The organism is Cupriavidus sp. SS-3 (assembly GCF_035818815.1).
Taxonomy (GTDB): Bacteria; Pseudomonadota; Gammaproteobacteria; order Burkholderiales; family Burkholderiaceae; genus Cupriavidus; species Cupriavidus taiwanensis_C.
The window spans coordinates 97658-112226 of record NZ_JAYLVT010000007.1; the positions used below are offsets into that span (position 1 = coordinate 97658).

11 protein-coding genes are annotated in these 14569 nt (G+C 68.1%); 5 read left to right on the plus strand and 6 right to left on the minus strand.

What is annotated here, in order from left to right; genetic code table 11:
- Positions 1-38: 38 nt before the first annotated feature.
- Both U9J39_RS13085 and U9J39_RS13090 read right to left on the minus strand, forming a co-directional pair.
- Entirely contained in the window at positions 39-1586 is a 1548-nt protein-coding gene (locus U9J39_RS13085; protein WP_116314641.1) for a 3,4-dehydroadipyl-CoA semialdehyde dehydrogenase, read from the minus strand.
- 8 nt (positions 1587-1594) lie between these two features.
- A complete protein-coding gene (locus tag U9J39_RS13090) occupies positions 1595-2059 on the minus strand; it encodes a DUF4863 family protein (protein ID WP_115712920.1) in 465 nt (154 codons plus the stop codon).
- Between the two features lie 89 nt (positions 2060-2148).
- On the opposite strand from U9J39_RS13090, the gene U9J39_RS13095 reads away from it, so the two are divergent.
- The 4 genes from U9J39_RS13095 (at position 2149) to boxA (ending at position 7882) form a co-directional block, all read left to right on the plus strand.
- The gene (locus U9J39_RS13095; RefSeq protein ID WP_326347240.1) at positions 2149-3111 is read left to right on the plus strand and encodes a helix-turn-helix transcriptional regulator; all 963 of its coding nucleotides are present in this window, start codon (positions 2149-2151) and stop codon (positions 3109-3111) included.
- 160 nt (positions 3112-3271) lie between these two features.
- The gene (gene boxC, locus U9J39_RS13100) at positions 3272-4930 is read left to right on the plus strand and encodes a 2,3-epoxybenzoyl-CoA dihydrolase (protein ID WP_115712922.1); all 1659 of its coding nucleotides are present in this window, start codon (positions 3272-3274) and stop codon (positions 4928-4930) included.
- A 52-nt stretch (positions 4931-4982) separates the two neighbouring features.
- Entirely contained in the window at positions 4983-6410 is a 1428-nt protein-coding gene (gene boxB / locus U9J39_RS13105; RefSeq protein ID WP_115712923.1) for a benzoyl-CoA 2,3-epoxidase subunit BoxB, read from the plus strand.
- A gap of 191 nt (positions 6411-6601) precedes the next feature.
- Entirely contained in the window at positions 6602-7882 is a 1281-nt protein-coding gene (boxA, locus tag U9J39_RS13110; RefSeq protein ID WP_116314638.1) for a benzoyl-CoA 2,3-epoxidase subunit BoxA, read from the plus strand.
- A gap of 103 nt (positions 7883-7985) precedes the next feature.
- On the opposite strand, the gene fusA is transcribed toward boxA, so the two are convergent.
- Positions 7986-10049: an elongation factor G gene (gene fusA / locus U9J39_RS13115; RefSeq protein WP_116314637.1), complete on the minus strand. Its 2064-nt coding sequence runs from the start codon at positions 10047-10049 to the stop codon at positions 7986-7988.
- A 201-nt stretch (positions 10050-10250) separates the two neighbouring features.
- On the minus strand, positions 10251-11141 hold the full coding sequence (locus U9J39_RS13120) for an oxidoreductase (RefSeq protein WP_115712926.1): 891 nt from the start codon (positions 11139-11141) through the stop codon (positions 10251-10253).
- A gap of 192 nt (positions 11142-11333) precedes the next feature.
- On the opposite strand from U9J39_RS13120, the gene gcvA reads away from it, so the two are divergent.
- A complete protein-coding gene (gene gcvA, locus U9J39_RS13125; RefSeq protein WP_115712927.1) occupies positions 11334-12230 on the plus strand; it encodes a transcriptional regulator GcvA in 897 nt (298 codons plus the stop codon).
- A gap of 44 nt (positions 12231-12274) precedes the next feature.
- Here the strand turns inward: gcvA and U9J39_RS13130 are convergent, their stop codons facing one another.
- Positions 12275-13561 (minus strand): CaiB/BaiF CoA transferase family protein, encoded by a 1287-nt coding sequence (locus U9J39_RS13130; RefSeq protein ID WP_326347241.1) that lies wholly within the window; start codon positions 13559-13561, stop codon positions 12275-12277.
- Entirely contained in the window at positions 13558-14532 is a 975-nt protein-coding gene (locus U9J39_RS13135) for a tripartite tricarboxylate transporter substrate binding protein (RefSeq protein WP_240987849.1), read from the minus strand. The genes U9J39_RS13130 and U9J39_RS13135 overlap by 4 nt, the downstream gene beginning before the upstream one ends.
- Between the last annotated feature and the right edge of the window lie 37 nt (positions 14533-14569).

Sequence of the window (14569 nt, forward strand, 5' to 3'; positions counted from 1 at the left end):
GCGCGGGAAAGCGGTGAGCCGGATCGCTCAGGCCAAGGTCAGGCCAGGCTGCCGAGCACCGCGGTGCTGGCCTGGATAGCGCAGCGGCGGTGATAGAAGTGCAGGGCGCGCAGGCCGCCCAGCTCTTCGCCGCCGCCGGCGCGGCCCGGGCCGCCGTGCAGCGATTGCGGCATGACGTTGCCGTGGCCGGTGTGCAGCTGCGCCACCTCGGGCGAAATCACATGCACGCGCCCATGGCTGTCTGCCAGCTCCAGCGCGGCGGCGCCGAGCGCGGCCGCGTCGCTGCCATAGAGCGAGGCCACCAGCGACCCCTGGCCACGGCGCACCAGGTCGAGGGCATGGGCCGTATCCCGGTAGGGCAGCAGCGTGGCGACCGGGCCGAACACTTCGGTGTCGTGCACCACGGCGGCCGCGTCGGCATCGCTCACGCCCAGCAGCGTCGGGCCGATGCAGCAGGCCAGCGCCGGGTCGGCATCGACCAGCGGCTGGCGCGCGCCGTCATGCAGCACCCGCGCGTGCGAGCGCAACTCGGCCAGCCCCGCCTGCACGGCGTCGAACTGCGCGCGGCTGACCAGTGCGCCCATGCGTACCGAATCGTGGCGCGGATTGCCCACGGTTACCTTGGACAGCCGCGCGCCGATGGCCTCGGCGGCCTGGGCGTACAGCGCCTCGGGCACGAAGACGCGCCGGATCGCGGTGCATTTCTGGCCGGACTTGACCGTCATCTCGCGCACGACTTCCTTCGCCAGCAGGTCGAAGGCAGCACTGCCGGCGCCGTCCTGCGGCAGCAGCACGGCCGAATTGATGCTGTCCGCTTCGATGTTCACGCGCACCGAGCGCCGGGCGATGGCCGGATGCGAGCGGATCACCGCGGCGGTATCGGCCGAACCGGTGAACGAGACCACGTCGAACGGCTGCAGCGCGTCCAGCAGCCCCGCGGCGCTGCCGCACACCACCGACAGCGCGCCGGCTGGCAGGATGCCGGCCTCGACCACGTCGCGCACCATGCGCTGCGTCAGCCAGGCGGTTGCGGTGGCGGGTTTGACGATCACCGGCACGCCCGCCAGCAGCGCCGGCGCGGCTTTTTCCCACAGTCCCCAGGCCGGGAAGTTGAAGGCATTGATAAACAGCGCCACGCCGCGCGTCGGCACCAGCACATGCTGCGACTGGAACAGCGGATCCTTGCCCAGCCGCGCCGCTTCGCCGTCCGGCAGGTAATGCCGGTCGCCGAGCGTATCGCCCAGCCTGGCGTAGGTGCCCAGCGTGAAGATGGCACCATCGATGTCGACCGCGGAGTCGTTGCGCACGGTGCCGCTGTTGGCGGTGGCAATGTCGTAATACGCATCGCGGTTGGCCTGCAGCACCTTCACCACCTCGGCCAGCAGCGCGGCCCGTTGCCGGTAGGTCAGTGCGCGCAGCGCGGCGCCGCCCTGCTCGCGGGCGAACGCGAAGCCGGCCGCCAGGTCCAGGCCGGTGGCATCGACGCGCACCAGTTCGTTGCCGAGCACCGGGTCGAACAGCGCGGTGCCGCCACCGCTGCCGTGCTGCCAGGTGCCGCCAAGGTAATTGGAAAGGAGTTCGGTCATGATGGCTCTCAGCGCGTGAAGTCGATGCGGCCTTGCGGCAGCAGGTACAGCACCAGCGCGCGGCCGTTGCTGACGGTGGGGCGGTGGGCGCTGCCCGGCGGGCACACCAGCCAGCCGGCGGGGCGGCCGTCGAAGCGCGCGTCGCGGTCGAGCGGCATGATCAGGTCGATCTCGCCCTCGGGATGGGTGTGGTGGGGTCCGGCGATGTCGTGCATGTCGACCACGTCGACCGAAAAGCCGTGCAGGTCGTCGGCGGGCTTGAAGACGCGGCCGTAGCGGATGCCGCCGCCTTCGCGGTCGCACAGCCAGCCTTCGGCCACGCCGGCCTGACATGACGCCATCAATTGCTGGTAGATGGGGCTGCCCGCGCCGTGCTCGGCATTCAGCCATGCATCGAGCGCGGTATCGAGCGGGCGGCCTGCCAGTTGCGCGGTGAGGCGCGCGATCTGGCTGCGGAATTCTGTTGGGGACATAGGGGAGGGGCTCCGTCTGATGCGCCGGTTGCCTTCACCGGCATCATGCATTATTGTGCATGTATGAAAAATAGAGCCGCAGGGAAATCATGTCAAGCACTATATTGCATGAACCTGGGTTAACCCCGGATACGGAACTGCAGCATGGTTCTAGCGGGGCGGCCGCCAACGGGGCGGAGAAAAACCCCTTGCTGGTGTCCCTGGGCGAGCGCGTGCGCCAGCAGCGGGCCTGCCGGGGCCTGACCCGCAAGGCCGCCGCGCAGGCGGCGGGTGTCTCCGAGCGCCACCTCGCCAACCTGGAATACGGCAGCGGCAACGCCTCCATCCTGGTGCTGCAGCATGTGGCCGACGCGCTGCAGTGCTCGCTGGCCGGGCTGCTGGGCGACGTCACCACGTCGTCGCCGGAATGGATCCTGCTGCGCGAGCTGCTGGAACACCGCGACGAAGCCACGCTGCGGCGCGTGCGTATTGCCGTGGGCGAGCTGCTCGGTACCGGCGGCGAGAACGCGGCGCAGTCCGCGCGCAGTCCGCGCGTGGCGCTGATCGGCTTGCGCGGCGCGGGCAAGACCACGCTGGGCGGGATGCTGGCCGAAGACCTGGATTTCCCGTTCGTGGAGCTGAGCCGCGAGATCGAGAAATTCGCCGGCTGCAGCATCTCCGAGATCCAGGGCCTGTACGGCATGAACGCCTATCGCCGCTACGAGCGGCGCGCGCTGGAGGAGGCCATCCAGATCTATCCCGAGGCCGTGCTCGCAACGCCCGGCGGCCTGGTGTCGGACCCGGCCACCTTCAACCTGCTGCTGGCCCACTGCACCACGGTGTGGCTGCAGGCCGAGCCGGAACACCATATGGAACGGGTGCGGGCGCAGGGTGACTTCCGTCCGATGGCCGCCAGCAAGGAGGCCATGGAAGACCTGCGCCAGATCCTGGCCGGCCGCGCCGCCTTCTATTCCAAGGCGGAATTCTCGCTGGACACCAGCGCGCAGCCGCTCGACGCTACCTTTGCCGGCCTGCGCGGGCTGGTGCGGGAGGCGTTGCGCATGCCGGTGTGACGGCGCTGCCTCAGTCAGCGGGGGTGGAGAGCATCCCGTGTCACGCCTCTGAAAATCTGCACAATAGTGCTTGCGGAAGATCTGATTGATGAACTATAGTTCGTCTAAACCAGATACCCGTTGATGCACGATAGTGCAGTTTCGCTGAGGAGACCCCGCCGTGACCACCGCCCCCCGCGTCGACTACCAGACCGATCCTTCCCAATACAAGCACCTGAAGCTGGCTTTCGAAGGCCCCGTCGCCACGCTGGCGGTGGATATCGACGAGAACGCCGGCCTGCGCCCCGGCTACAAGCTCAAGCTCAACAGCTACGACCTCGGCGTCGACATCGAGTTGAACGACGCGCTCAACCGCATCCGCTTCGAGCATCCGGAAGTGCGCACCGTGGTCATCACCAGTGGCAAGGACAAGGTGTTCTGCTCGGGCGCCAATATCTTCATGCTCGGCGTCAGCAGCCATGCGTGGAAGGTCAACTTCTGCAAGTTCACCAACGAGACCCGCAACGGCATCGAGGACTCCTCGGCACACAGCGGCCTGAAGTTCCTGGCCGCGGTCAACGGCGCCTGCGCCGGCGGCGGCTATGAGCTGGCGCTGGCCTGCGACGAGATCCTGCTGGTGGACGACCGCTCGTCGGCGGTGAGCCTGCCGGAAGTGCCGCTGCTGGGCGTGCTGCCGGGCACCGGCGGCCTGACCCGCGTGACCGACAAGCGCCATGTGCGCCATGACCTCGCCGATATCTTCTGCACCACCACCGAAGGCGTGCGCGGCCAGCGCGCCAAGGACTGGCGCCTGGTCGACGATATCGCCAAGCCCGCGGTGTTTGCGCAGAAGGTGCGGGAACGCGCGCTGGCGCTGGCCGCGCAGAGCGACCGCCCGGCCGATGCGCAAGGCGTCGCGCTCGCCCCGATCGAGCGCGTGATCGAAGCGGATGCGCTGCGCTATACGCACGTCACGGTCGAGATCGACCGCGCCGGCCGCACCGCCACCTTCACGGTGAAGGCACCGACGGGCGCGCAGCCGCAGGACATCGACGCGATCGTGCAGGCCGGCGCCGGCTGGTACCCGCTGCAACTGGCGCGCGAGCTGGAAGACGCGATCCTGTCGATGCGCACCAATGAGCTGGATATCGGCACCTGGCTGATCAAGACTGCCGGCGACGCCGCCGCGGTGCTGGCCAACGACGCCACGCTGCTGGCGCATCAGGACCACTGGCTGGTGCGCGAGACCATCGGCCTGCTGCGCCGCACGCTGAGCCGGCTGGACGTGTCGTCGCGCAGCCTTTTCGCGCTGATCGAACCGGATTCGTGCTTTGCCGGCACCTTCCTGGAACTGGCGCTGGCGTGCGACCGCAGCTACCACCTGGCGCTGCCCGACGACGAGGCGCGCGCGCCGAAGATCACCGTGGCCGATGTCAACTTCGGCCTGTACCCGATGGCCACCGGCCAGAGCCGCCTGGGACGGCGCTTCTACGACGAGCAGCCCGCGCTCGATGCCGTGCGCGCCAGGGCAGGGCAGCCGCTCGATGCCGATGCCGCCTACGCGCTGGGCCTGGTCACCGCCAACCCGGACGACATCGACTGGACCGACGAAGTGCGCATCGCGCTGGAAGAGCGCGTGGCGATGTCGCCCGATGCGCTCACCGGCATGGAAGCCAACCTGCGCTTCAACGGCCAGGAAAACATGTTCACCCGCATCTTCGGCCGCCTGACCGCGTGGCAGAACTGGATCTTCCAGCGCCCCAACGCGGTCGGCGACAAGGGCGCGCTCAAGGTCTACGGCAAGGGCGACAAGGCCGCCTTCGACTGGAACCGGGTCTGACCGCCCGCCGAACCCATACCGAATCGCCCGCATAACGGAAACGGAGACCACCATGTCCGGCATCAACTACAGCGACAAGATCCCCAACAACGTCAACCTGAGCGAAGACCGCACCCTGCAGCGCGCGCTCGAGCAGTGGCAGCCCAACTACCTGAGCTGGTGGAACGACATGGGTCCGGAAGGCTCGCACACCCATGACATCTACCTGCGCACCGCGATCAGCGTCGATCCGCAGGGCTGGGCCCACTTCGGCCACGTCAAGATGCCGGACTACCGCTGGGGCATCTTCCTGAACCCGGCCGAGGCCAACCGCAAGATCCATTTCGGCGACCACAAGGGCGAGGACGCGTGGCAGGACATTCCCGGCGAGTATCGCGCCAACCTGCGCCGCATCATCGTGACGCAGGGCGATACCGAGCCGGCATCGGTGGAGCAGCAGCGCCATCTCGGCCTGACCGCGCCCAGCATGTACGACCTGCGCAACCTGTTCCAGGTGAACGTGGAAGAGGGCCGCCACCTGTGGGCGATGGTCTACCTGCTGCACAAGTACTTCGGCCGCGACGGCCGGGAAGAGGGCGAGGCGTTGCTGGAACGCCGCAGCGGCCAGCAGGACAACCCGCGCATCCTGCAGGCGTTCAACGAACAGACGCCCGACTGGCTGTCGTTCTTCATGTTCACCTACTTCACCGACCGCGACGGCAAGTTCCAGCTGTGCGCGCTGGCCGAGAGCGCCTTCGACCCGCTGGCGCGGACCACCAAGTTCATGCTGACCGAGGAAGCGCACCACATGTTCGTCGGCGAGTCCGGCGTGTCGCGCGTGATCCAGCGCACCTGCCAGGTGATGAACGAGCTGAAGACCGATGACCCGGCGAAGCTGCGCGCCGCCGGCGTGATCGACCTGCCGACGCTGCAGCGCTACCTGAACTTCCACTACAGCGTCACCATCGACCTGTTCGGTGCCGACGAGTCGAGCAACGCCGCCACCTTCTACAGCACCGGCCTGAAAGGCCGCTACGAAGAGGGCAAGCGCATGGACGACCACGTGCTAAAGGGGCAGACCTACCGCATCCTGCAGGCGCAGAACGGCCAGCTGACCGAGAAAGAGGTGCCGATGCTGAACGCGCTCAACGAGGTGCTGCGCGACGACTACATCAAGGACAGCATGGCCGGCATCGAGCGCTGGAACAAGGTCATCGACAAGGCTGGCATCCCGTTCCGCCTGAAGGTGCCGCACAAGGCCTTCCACCGCAATATCGGCGCGCTCGCCGGGGTCAAGGTCTCGCCCGACGGCCGTGTGATCTCCGACGCTGAATGGCGCGACTTCCGCGACCAGTGGCTGCCCACCGACGGCGACCGCGCCTTTGTCGCCAGCCTGATGGGCCGCGTGGTCGAGCCGGGCAAGTTCGCCAACTGGATCGCGCCGCCGGTGATGGGTATCAACCGGCAGCCGGTGGATTTCGAGTACGTGCGGTTTAACTGAGGCGAGCCTTCCTGCGGGTTTGCTCCCCTCTCCCGCATGCGGGAGAGGGGCGGCGGGGGTGAGGGCGGGAGCTTCAACGAAGCGCCGGTGCTTAAACCACCCCTCACCCTGCCCTCGCCCCTGAGGGGAGAGGGGAACACCGCGGGCACGGCCTATACGCCCTGGAAGCCCTCTGATTTCTGGAGACCGCCATGGACATGGCAGAAATTCAAGTCATCAAGCAGCACCTGATCGATCCCGAGATCTGCATCCGCTGCAACACCTGCGAAGCCACCTGCCCGGTGGGCGCGATCACCCATGACTCGCGCAACTACGTGGTCGATGCCGACAAGTGCAACCTGTGCATGGCTTGCATTGCCCCGTGTCCGACCGGATCGATCGACAACTGGCGCGACGTGCCGAAGCTGCGCGCCTATAGCGTCGACGAGCAGCTGACCTGGGACGCGCTGCCGGATGAACTGTCGCCGGAGCAGCTCGCCGACATGGCCCCTGGCGCCGGCCTGCAGCCGGCAGCGCCGGAGGTTCCCACGGCATCGCCGCTGGCCGGCAGCGCCGAGGAGGCCTTCAACAGCGCCCGCTACGGCGCCACCGTGCCGCCGTGGTCCGCCGCGCATGCCTACACCAACCTGTATGGCGCCAAGGCGCCCACCAAGACCATCACCGCCACCGTCACCGGCAACGTGCGCGTGACCGAGGTCGGCCGCGACTACGACACCCACCACATCGTGCTGGACTTCGGCACCACGCCGTTCCCGGTGCTGGAAGGCCAGTCGATCGGCATCGTGCCGCCGGGCACCGACGCCGGCGGCCGACCGCACCATGCCCGCCAGTATTCGGTCGCCAGTCCGCGCAACGGCGAGCGCCCCGGCTACAACAACCTGTCGCTGACCATCAAGCGCGTGCTGCAGGACCACGACGGCAATCCCGTGCGCGGTGTCGGCTCGAACTATATGTGCGACCTGAAGGTGGGCGACAAGGTCGAGGTGATCGGCCCGTTCGGCGCCAGCTTCCTGATGCCCAACCATCCGCGCTCTAACATCGTGATGATCTGCACTGGTACCGGCAGCGCACCGATGCGGGCGATGACCGAATGGCGCCGGCGCCTGCGCAAGGCGGGCAAGTTCGACGGCGGCAAGCTGATGCTGTTCTTCGGCGCGCGCACGCAGGAGGAACTGCCTTATTTCGGTCCGCTGCAGAAGCTGCCCAAGGATTTCATCGACATCAACCTGGCGTTCTCGCGCACGGCGGGGCAGCCGAAGCGCTACGTGCAGGACCTGATGCGCGAGCGCGCGGCGGACCTGGCGGCACTGCTGGCCAGCCCTGACACGTACTTCTATGTGTGCGGGCTGAAGAGCATGGAAGAGGGCGTGGTGCTGGCGCTGCGCGATGTGGCGCAGCAGGCGGGGTTGAATTGGGAGGGGGTGGCTGAGCGGTTGAAGCGGGAGGGGCGCTTGCATCTGGAGACGTATTGAACTTGCTTTGTCTCCCGCCAACCGCTTGTGTATTCCCTCTCCCGCTTGGGGGAGAGGGAGCACACCCGCGGCATTGTGCGCGTAAATCTTCGGCGTAATGCCTTCAGTCCGTATCCGGCTGCGCCTTGTGCCGCGCCGCCATCTTCTCCTGCTGCGCGGGCGGCACGTTGTCGTAGTGGCTGAACTGGATGGTGTAGCTGCCATGCCCGCCGGTGATGCTGTTCAGCCGTGACTGGTAGTCGTTCAGCTCCGACAGCGGCACCTGCCCGGCGACGATCACCGTATTGCCGGCCGCGGTGCGCGTGCCATGGACCTGACCGCGCTTGGTCGACAGGTCGCCGATGATATCGCCCATGGCGCTGCCAGGCGCCGTGACCTCGATGTCGACGATCGGCTCGAGCACGCTCGGCCTGGCCTTGAGCACCGCATCGATAAAGGCCTTGCGTCCGGCGGTCGCGAACGCGACTTCCTTGGAATCGACCGGATGACTCTTGCCGTCGTACACGGTCACGCGTACATCCTGCATCGGAAAGCCCGCCAGCGGACCGCTGTCCAGCGCCTGGCGGATGCCTTTCTCGACCGCCGGAATAAACTGCCCGGGGATCGCGCCGCCCTTGACCGCATCGACGAAATCGAAGCCCGCGCCGCGCGCCAGCGGCTCGATGCGCAGCATCACCTCGCCAAACTGTCCCGCGCCGCCGGTCTGCTTTTTGTGCCGGTGATGGCCTTCGGCCCTGGCGCCAATGGTTTCGCGGTAGGCGATCTTGGGCGGGCGCGTTGCCACTTCAAGCTTGTACTGCTCGGTCAGCCGCTCCAGCGCGCAGCGCAGGTGGAACTCGCCCAGGCCGAACACCACGGTCTCGTTGGTGCCGGCCGGATGCTCGACGCGCAGGCAGGGGTCTTCCGCGCTGAGCTTGTGCAGCACTTCTGCCAGGCGCTGCTCGTTGCCGCGCCGCGCCGGCTCGATCGCCAGGCCATAGATGGGGGTGGGAAATTCCAGCGGCGTCAGGTGGATGTTGCCGTCCTCGGTGGCGTCGTGCAGCACCGCGTCGAAGCCCAGTTCATCGACCTTGGCCACCGCGCAGATATCGCCGGGGCCGGCACGCGGCACTTCCTGGGTCTCCTTGCCCTGCAGCCGCAGCAGGTGCGCCACCTTGAACGGCTGGCGCCCTTCGCCGATATAGAGCTGGCTGTCGCGCGTGACCGTGCCCTGGTGGATGCGGAAGATCGCCAGCTTGCCGACATAGGGGTCGATCACCACCTTGAACACATGCGCCAGCACATGCTTGTCCGGCACCGGTTCGGCGCGCACCGCCTGGCGCTGTTCGGTGCCCTCGGCATCCGCGCCGGTGGAGCGGTAGAACAGCGGCGGGTTGCCTTCGGTGGGATTGGGCAGCAGCCGCACGAACACGTCCAGCAATGCCTCGATGCCGGCGCCGGTGACGGCCGAGGTAAAGCAGATCGGCACCAGGTGGCCTTCGCGCAGCGCGCGCTCGAACGGCGCGTGCAGTTGCTCGGGGGTGATGGCCTCGCCCTGCTCCAGGTACAGCTCCATCAGCTCGGGGTCGATCTCGATCACCTGGTCGATCAGCGCGTCGTGGGCGGACGCCACCGATAAAAAATCCGACTCGCCGGCCGGATTGAAGAAGCAGTCGACCACCTTGCCGCCGTGGTCGGCCGGCAGGTTGATGGGCAGGCATTCCTTGCCGAAGGCCTCCTGTATCTGCGCCAGCAGCGCGGGCAGGTCGACCTTCTCGCCGTCGATACCGTTGATGATGATCATCCGGCACAGCTGGCGCGCCTGCGCCCACGCCATGGCACGGCGCGTGGTCATTTCGATGCCGGTCTGCGCATTGATGACGATGGCCGCGGTTTCGACCGCGGCCAGCGCGCTGATGGCGTGCCCGGAGAAATCCGGGTAGCCCGGGGTGTCGATCAGGTAGATGCGGGTGTCGCGGTAGTCCAGGTGGGCGACCGCGGCGCTGAGCGAGCGCTTGTACTTGCGCTCGAGCGGATCGTTGTCGCACACGGTGGACCCGCGTTCGACGCTGCCAGGCGTGTGCACCGCACCGCCCTTGTGCAGCAGCGCCTCGGCGAGCGAGGTCTTGCCGCTTCCTGCGTGCCCGAGCAGGGCGACAGTGCGGATGGCATCGGGACTCTCGTGCATGGTGGCTCTCGGTTCGTCCGGCAATGACTCTCAGGGCATTATTGGCGAAATTTGGCGGAAGCGACATATATGCGTGCCGATACCGTGCAATGCCCGACGCAAGGGCGACTTCAAGTGAAGAGGCCGGCGCTCGGCCGGCGTCTTCTGGAGACGCACAGGCTTGGCTGCAGTGCAGCAAACCGTGTGGCGTGTGGCGCGGGCTCAGCCGCGCGCGTCGGCGTGGTCGGTCGAAACCGCCAGCGCATGCCACGCGGCCAGCTCGCCTTCCACCTTGCGGTGCTTGTCGGCGATGCGCGCGACCGTGTCGGAACCCAGCGGCAGCCGCACCGGCGGGTTATCGCTGTCGGCCAGCGCGAGCAGGGCGGTGGCCAGGCGGGCAGGATCGCCGGGCTGCTGGTGGTTGGCCGAGGCCATGTGCGCGCGCATCGCGCCGACCGTCTCCGCGTACTCGCCGATCTCCGTGCCGACGCGCACCAGCGAGCTGGCATCGAGGAAATCGGTGCGGAAGAAGCCCGGTTCGACCACCGTGGCACGGACGCCCAGCGGCGCCAGCTCGGCCGACAGCGCTTCGGTCAGCCCTTCGACCGCGAACTTGGTGGCACCGTACACGCCCCAGCCCGGATACGCGGCATAGCCGCCGATCGACGAGATGTTGACGATATGGCCGCTGCGCTGGCGGCGCATCTGCGGCAGCACCGCGCGTGTCACTGCCAGCACGCCGAACACATTGGTGGCGAACTGCTGCTCGACCTCCCTGGCCGAGGCCTCTTCCACCGCGCCCAGCAGGCCGTAGCCAGCGTTGTTGACCAGCACGTCGATGCGGCCGAAGCGCGCCACCGCGGCCTCGGCAGCAGCGATCGCCTGGTCTTCGCTGGTGACATCGAGCGCCACCGCGAGCAGGTGTTCATGCTCGCCCACGGCGCCGATGACGGCCTGCGGATTGCGCGCCGTGGCAACGACCCGGTCGCCGCGGGCCAGCGCGGCGCGGGTCAGCTCGAGGCCGAAGCCGCGCGAGGCGCCGGTGATGAACCAGACCTTGGCGCCGGCGCCGGCGGGGTGGGTGGGGATGGCTTGGGTTTGGATGGCGGACATGGTGAATCTCCTTTGCGGTTGCGTGGTGTTGGACTGCGATGTCGGATGGCGGGGGCCACGGAGACAAATTTAGGCGGACCACGCAGGCAACACTAGCCACCACAATGGCGTTTCAATGGCAACCGTGAGTTGCCAATGGATTTGCGTCCGCCTCGATTGAGCAAACCTCAACCGTATGGCAGACTCGCCGGCATGGACAAACTGCCCCCACTGAACGCGTTGCGCGCCTTCGAGGCGGCTGCGCGGCATCTCAGCATCACCGTCGCGGCCGAAGAGCTGCACGTCACGCCTGGCGCCGTCAGCCGGCAGATCCGCGCGCTCGAACAGGGCCTGGGCGTGCAGTTGCTGCATCGCGGCCACCGCCAGATCTCGCTGACCCGCACCGGCGAGGACTACTACCGCGCCGTGACCCGGGCGATGGATGACCTGCGCGAAGCCACGCGCCGGCTGGGCAAGCGCGCCCGGCGCAGGCAGCTCAAGGTGCGCGCCTATACCACCTTTGCCATGCGCTGGCTGATCCCGCGCCTGTCGAGCTTCCATGCCGCCAATCCCGGCATCGAGGTGCTGCTGACGGCCTCGCTCGATCCGGTCGACTTCCGCAGGGAAGATATCGATGGCGCCATCCGGCTGGGCGACGGCAGGTGGCACGGCGTCAACGCCTACCGGCTGGTGTCGAACATCCTGGTGCCGGTGTGCAGCCCGGCGCTGCTGGACGCGGGGCCGAAGGTGAAGCGCGCCGCCGACCTGCAGCACCAGACCTTGCTGCATTCGATCGCGCGGCCCGATGACTGGAGCCACTGGCTCAAAGCCGCGCGCGCCGACAAGGCGGTCGACGCGCGCAGCGGCATGACCTTCCAGAGCTCGGCCATGGCCTATGCGGCGGCGGTCGAAGGCCAGGGCTTTGCGATGGCGCAGCGCTTCCTGGTGGCGGCCGACCTCGATGCGGGCCGGCTGGTGGCGCCGTTCCGCCAGACCGTGGACATGGGCGATTTCACCTACTACCTGCTGACGCCGGCGGAGCGCAAGGAGAGCCCGAGCATGGCGGTGTTCCGGCAGTGGCTGCTGGCGCAGTTCGAAGCGCAGGGTTGAGGCGCAGGGCTGAAACGGCGCAGGAGGGCTGAAGCGGCGCAGGCTTACGCGGTCGCGGTCGCGGTCGCCGGCGGGGCTGCCTGCGTTCGCGCCGCCGCCACGCCGCAGTGGACCGCGCCCGCTGCCGACAGGGCCGCAATCTCGTCGCGGCTGTAGCCAAGTGTGGCCAGCACGGCCTCGGTGTGCTGGCCGAGCGCCGGCGCCGGCCGTGCCGGCAGCGCGTTCTCCTGCGCGCTGTTGATGGGGAAGCCCGGCATGCGGAGTTCGCCCAGCGTGTCGTGCTGCACGCTTTGCATCATGCGGTTGGCCGCCACCTGCGGATGCGCCAGGACCTGCTCGTAGTTCGCCACCGGCGCGCACAGGATGTCGGCCTCGTGCAGCAACGCCAGCCAGCACTCGGTGGAGTGCTTCACGAAGGCGGCGGTCAGCGCTGCCACCATGGCGGCGCGATTGGCCACGCGCAGCGCCGGGGTGGCAAAGCGCGGGTCGTCGGCGAGGCCTGGCTGGCCCAGCACATCGCACAGCCGGCGCCAGCGCTCGGGCATGTAGGCCGCCACCATAATCCAGCCGTCGGCGGTCCGGAAGGCCTGGTTGGGCGCGGAGTAGGGGGCGGCGCTGCCGATGCGCTGCGGCAACTGCCCGTCGGCGCCATAGCTGGTCAGGGACGACTGCTGCAGCGCCAGCGCCGCATTGAACAGGCTGACGTCGAGATGTCCGCCCAGACCGTCGCGCGCGCGCTGCGCCAGCTTGGCCAGCACGCCCATGCAGGCCACATAGCCGGTCATGACGTCGACCACCGGCGCCTGCACCTTGCAGGGTTCGCCGTCGGGCGTGCCGGTCAGGCTCATCAGGCCGGCATCGGCCTGCAGGATGCCGTCGACGCCGGCGCGCTGCGCATAGGGTCCGTGCTGGCCGTAGGCCGAGATCGAGCAGTAGATCAGCCGTGGATGGTCGGCCGCCAGTTGCGCATGATCGAGGCCGAGGCGCGCCATCACTCCGGGACGCATGCTCTCGACCACGATGTCGGCGGTCGCGACCAGGCGGCGCGCCACCGCCACGCCGTCGGCGGACTTCAGGTCGAGCGCCACGCCCAGCTTGTTGCGGTTGAAACCGTGGAACAGCGCACTGTCGTCGCCGATCCATGCGGGGCCCAGGCCGCGGCCGAGTTCGCCGCCGGGCGGCTCCACCTTGATGACCCTGGCGCCCATGTCGGCCAGCAGCATGGTGCAGGTCGGCCCGGCGCCGATCTGCGTGAAGTCGATCACGGTCAGGCCGTCCAGGGCGTTGCGCAGCGTGGGTTGCGCCGTGGCGGCAAGGGCGGGCGCGTTCATAGCGCCACCTTGATGCCGTTGTCCTGGATCAGCCGCTGCCAGCGCGCCAGGTCCTTGCCGATATGGGCCTTCAGCTCGGCCGGCGACGAGGCCTGCGGCTCGAAGCCTTGCCTGGCCATCTGCTCGGCGATGTCGGGGGACTTCAGCGCGGCGACCAGCGCGGCGTTGAGCTTGTCGACCACCGCGCCAGGCGTGCGCGCCGGCGCCAGCAGGCTGTACCACAGCTCGGCGTCGTAGCCGACTACGCCGGCCTCGGCAAAGGTGGGCAGGTCGGGCATCAGCGCCGTGCGCTTGTTGCCGGCAATGCCCAGCGCGCGCAGCTTGCCGGCGCGCACATACTGGATTGCCGACGCAATGGTTGCAAACGAGACCTGCACCTGGCCACCCATCAGGTCGGTGATCGATGGCCCCGTACCGCGATACGGGATGTGCAGCAGTTCGGTGCGATTGAGCTTGGCAAAGACTTCGCCGGCCAGGTGCTGCGGCGTGCCGTTGCCCGGGCTGCTGTAGCTGAGCTTGCCGGGGTTGGCGCGGCTGTACTGGATGAAGTCCTGCAGGGTGCGGAACGGCTGCTCCGGATTGGCCACCAGCATGATCGGCACCGCGGCGATGCGCCCCACCGGCGCGAAGTCGCGCTCGATATTGAAAGGCACCTTGGTGCCGAGAAAGGGGTTCATCGTGACCTGGCTAGAGGCGATCACCAGCGTATAGCCATCGGGTGCCGCGTGAGCGACGAAATCGGTGCCGAGGTTACCGCCGGCGCCCGGCTTGTTCTCGATCACGATGGTCTGGCCCAGCAGCTTGCCCATTTTGGGCGCGATCAGCCGCGCCAGGATATCGTTGCCGCCGCCCGGGGCGAACGGTACCACCAGCGTGATCGGCTTCTGCGCGGGGAAGGGCGCCTGCGCCGCCGCGCCCAGCGCCGTGGCCGACAGCATGGCGGCCAGCGCCATGCGTGCGAATCGGGTCATGCCAGTCATGTTCTGTCTCCTTTCGATGGGTTCTCGA

Coding starts and splice junctions, on each gene's coding strand:
- U9J39_RS13085 (WP_116314641.1), bottom strand. CDS start 1,586: ATGACCGAACTCCTTTCCAATTACCTTGGCGGCACCTGGCAGCACGGC.
- U9J39_RS13090 (WP_115712920.1), bottom strand. CDS start 2,059: ATGTCCCCAACAGAATTCCGCAGCCAGATCGCGCGCCTCACCGCGCAA.
- U9J39_RS13095 (WP_326347240.1), top strand. CDS start 2,149: ATGTCAAGCACTATATTGCATGAACCTGGGTTAACCCCGGATACGGAA.
- boxB (WP_115712923.1), top strand. CDS start 4,983: ATGTCCGGCATCAACTACAGCGACAAGATCCCCAACAACGTCAACCTG.
- boxA (WP_116314638.1), top strand. CDS start 6,602: ATGGACATGGCAGAAATTCAAGTCATCAAGCAGCACCTGATCGATCCC.
- fusA (WP_116314637.1), bottom strand. CDS start 10,049: ATGCACGAGAGTCCCGATGCCATCCGCACTGTCGCCCTGCTCGGGCAC.
- U9J39_RS13120 (WP_115712926.1), bottom strand. CDS start 11,141: ATGTCCGCCATCCAAACCCAAGCCATCCCCACCCACCCCGCCGGCGCC.
- gcvA (WP_115712927.1), top strand. CDS start 11,334: ATGGACAAACTGCCCCCACTGAACGCGTTGCGCGCCTTCGAGGCGGCT.
- U9J39_RS13130 (WP_326347241.1), bottom strand. CDS start 13,561: ATGAACGCGCCCGCCCTTGCCGCCACGGCGCAACCCACGCTGCGCAAC.
- U9J39_RS13135 (WP_240987849.1), bottom strand. CDS start 14,532: ATGACCCGATTCGCACGCATGGCGCTGGCCGCCATGCTGTCGGCCACG.